Genomic DNA, 2,768 nt, shown 5'->3' with positions numbered 1-2,768 from the left:
GTTCCAGGAAACCCTCCGGCTTGCCGAAATCGGCCAACCCGACCGCAACATGGTCGACGGCGCCGAGCTTGGCCAGCGCATCTGCCATCGACAGGCCCATCTGATAGCGCACCCCTGCATCATTGGCGTGCAGCTGCGGCAGCTCTTGGCCGGCATTGAACCCGTCGACCGGCTCCATCAGGTAGAACACCGCGTCACCGAGGACGGAGGTGTCGTCGCAGGTGGCAATCAGGTGCGGATGCGGTACGTCGGTGTCGGCGATCGCGGCCAGCACCCTGGTCTCACGCAAGATCACCGTGTTGCTGCGTGGACGCAGGTGCTGCGGGCCCCGCCGTAGCACAAACTCCCGGCCAGATTGGCGAAACCTCAGCATGATGTTCTGCGTTCCGCCGCTGATCTCGGTGACGTCCTCCAGCGGGCCCTCGCCTAGGCCCTGCTTTGACATCCATTCCGCTACCGCGTTGAGGTCCACGCCGCAGAAGCTACGCCAGCGCGAACGCGGCTAGTCCAGCCAGGTACCCAGCTGCGAGGATCGCAATATGACACCACCTGTGATCCAACATTGGATCGACATGATCGAAAACCACCGCACCGACGAAATCGACACACTGCTCGCCGACAACGCAGTGTTTTTCTCACCCGCCGTGTTCACCCCACAGGAGGGTCGCGCCAAAGCGGCGGCCTACCTCAAAGCGGCCGCAAAGCTTTTCGGCAGCACTGACTTTCACTACGTCGAGCAGTGGTACAACGAGCAGTCCGCCATTTTAGAGTTCGCGGCCACAATCGACGGCATTTATGTCAACGGCATCGACATGATCCATTGGAACGACGATCAGCAGATCGCGTCGTTCAAGGTGATGCTGCGACCGCTCAAGGCCCTGCAGACCGTCATACCGGCCATGGCTGAGCTCCTACAGCAGTCCTAAGCCCATGGTGGAGCGTCCAGCACGACTCAGCGACGTTCACGAGATCGCCGCCGCAATGCCGCATACCCGGCGTATCGAAGGACCAAAAGGCAACGCGATCTACCAGGTTGGCGGCAAGTCGTTCGTGTTCTTCCGCACCCCGCAGCCCGACGCCGCAGATCCTGAGACCGGTGAGCGCTATTCCGACGTGATCATGCTGTGGGTGGAATCCGAGGGCGACAAGCTGGCACTGGTGCAAGATCCTGATACACCGTTCTTCACCACCGACCGGTTCGACGGCCACCCGTCGGTCCTGGTGCGGGCCAGCCGGTTAGCCGAAATCAGCCGAACCGAGCTGGCCGAGCTCATCCAGGACGCGTGGTTGTCACGGGCGTCGAAACGGCGCGCGGCCGAGTGGCTTGCTGCGCATGAGCGAGAGAGCTAGTCAGCGCTTGGCGTTCACGACGGAAGGGTAATCTCCGCAACTGCTGGCCGATGGGAGGGCAAGGCAATGCCGCGAACTGACAACGACTCGTGGGACATCACCGAAAGCGTGGGAGCGACGGCGTTGGGTGTCGCCGCGGCGCGGGCGGTAGAGACCGAAAGCGACGACCCGCTGATCGAAGATCCGTTCGCGCGCGTGTTTGTTGACGCGGCCGGTCAAGGAATTTGGAGTGTGTACTCGAGCCTTCCCGCCGACGCGGAACCCGATGTCCGGGCATGGGTGCAGGCGATGACCGACTTCATGGCTGTGCGCACAGCTTTTTTCGATGAGTTCTTCCTCAATGCCGCGCAGTCCGGAGTTCGGCAGATGGTGGTTCTCGCGGCGGGTCTGGACGCGCGCGCTTGGCGACTGCGTTGGCCGGACGGTGTGACGGTGTACGAGCTGGATCAGCCAAAAGTGCTGGAGTTCAAGTCGACGACGCTGCAGCGGCACGGCGCCGAGCCAGTCGCTCGCCAGATAAGCGTCCCTGTCGATCTGCGCCATGATTGGCCAACGAAGTTGCGGCAGGCCGGGTTTGACGAATCGCAGCCAACTGCATGGTTGGCCGAGGGGCTACTGCGCTACCTGCCTGCGTCGGCTCAGGATGTGCTGATCGACCGGGTCCATGCGCTAAGTGCGGTCGGAAGCTGCCTGGCCGCAAATGCGCCCGGCGGCGATTTCCTCGCCCCTGAGCGCTTATCACGCCAGCGGCAGCGAACCCAGCGCCTGCGGGCAGCGGCCGCACGACTGACCGACAGCGAGATACCGGACGTCGACGAGCTGTGGTACGCCGAGGAACGCACCGACGTCGCCGACTGGCTGCGCCGTCACGGGTGGGATGCGTCTTCAGTGACGATGACGGAGATGCTAGCCCGCTATGGTCGCAGCATTCCGGACGAGCAATCGTTGCCGCCAACGGTTTTCGTTTCCGCTCGGCGGCTGGCCGACTAACCGGCCAGCCACGGTTACCGAATGCTGCCGAGGGAATTCCTTCACGTGCGCAGCAATTTTCGATGCCTGTGCTGTGTCGGCGCCGCTACCTATATCAGAAATCGCCAGTGCGGGCGGTGTCGTGAGCGCGTCACAAGCGGCGAGCAGATGCGTCGGATAACCGTGGGACTCCGCTGACCGCGAGCATTCTGAGCTCAGATTGTGATGTTTGGGCGTTTGCTGCGCGGGTACGCTGGTTTGACAGATTCGGCTGAACACTGCGGAGGTCATCATGCGGTACGGCGGAATTGTCGGCGTGGTTGTGCTGGTGTGGCTGTTGATCGGGGTGCTCGCAGCGTGGCAACGCGATTACTTCAAGGGAGGCGACACAAGCTGCGCTACCGCGGGAAACGTGGCGCTCACTGTGCTTGCCGGCCCGTTGAACTACG

At 62.8% G+C, this 2,768-nt stretch carries 4 protein-coding genes; 3 read left to right on the top strand and 1 reads right to left on the bottom strand.

Annotation, left to right across the window (positions count from 1 at the left end):
* On the bottom strand, window positions 1-445 hold a 445-nt coding region (locus VFA16_RS17220), incomplete at its 3' end, for a phosphotransferase family protein (protein WP_324968981.1).
* 94 nt (window positions 446-539) lie between these two features.
* Here VFA16_RS17220 and VFA16_RS17215 point away from each other — a divergent pair.
* From VFA16_RS17215 to VFA16_RS17205, 3 genes are all read left to right on the top strand, one after another.
* The gene (locus VFA16_RS17215; protein ID WP_324968980.1) at window positions 540-926 is read left to right on the top strand and encodes a nuclear transport factor 2 family protein; all 387 of its coding nucleotides are present in this window, start codon (window positions 540-542) and stop codon (window positions 924-926) included.
* A gap of 4 nt (window positions 927-930) precedes the next feature.
* Entirely contained in the window at window positions 931-1,350 is a 420-nt protein-coding gene (locus VFA16_RS17210) for an MmcQ/YjbR family DNA-binding protein (protein WP_324968979.1), read from the top strand.
* Window positions 1,351-1,416: 66 nt separating this feature from the next.
* On the top strand, window positions 1,417-2,340 hold the full coding sequence (locus tag VFA16_RS17205; protein WP_324968978.1) for a class I SAM-dependent methyltransferase: 924 nt from the start codon (window positions 1,417-1,419) through the stop codon (window positions 2,338-2,340).
* Window positions 2,341-2,768: the final 428 nt, after the last annotated feature.

The sequence above is a fragment of the Mycobacterium sp. genome, from assembly GCF_035653355.1.
In the GTDB taxonomy this organism is placed as follows: Bacteria; Actinomycetota; Actinomycetes; order Mycobacteriales; family Mycobacteriaceae; genus Mycobacterium.
Note: the sequence above shows the minus strand (reverse complement) of the source record. Positions and strands in the feature narration are given on the sequence as shown.

What these genes read in the sequence shown, in the direction of transcription:
- VFA16_RS17215 (WP_324968980.1), top strand. Translation starts at nt 540, where the DNA reads ATGACACCACCTGTGATCCAACATTGGATCGACATGATCGAAAACCAC.
- VFA16_RS17205 (WP_324968978.1), top strand. Translation starts at nt 1,417, where the DNA reads ATGCCGCGAACTGACAACGACTCGTGGGACATCACCGAAAGCGTGGGA.
- VFA16_RS17210 (WP_324968979.1), top strand. Translation starts at nt 931, where the DNA reads ATGGTGGAGCGTCCAGCACGACTCAGCGACGTTCACGAGATCGCCGCC.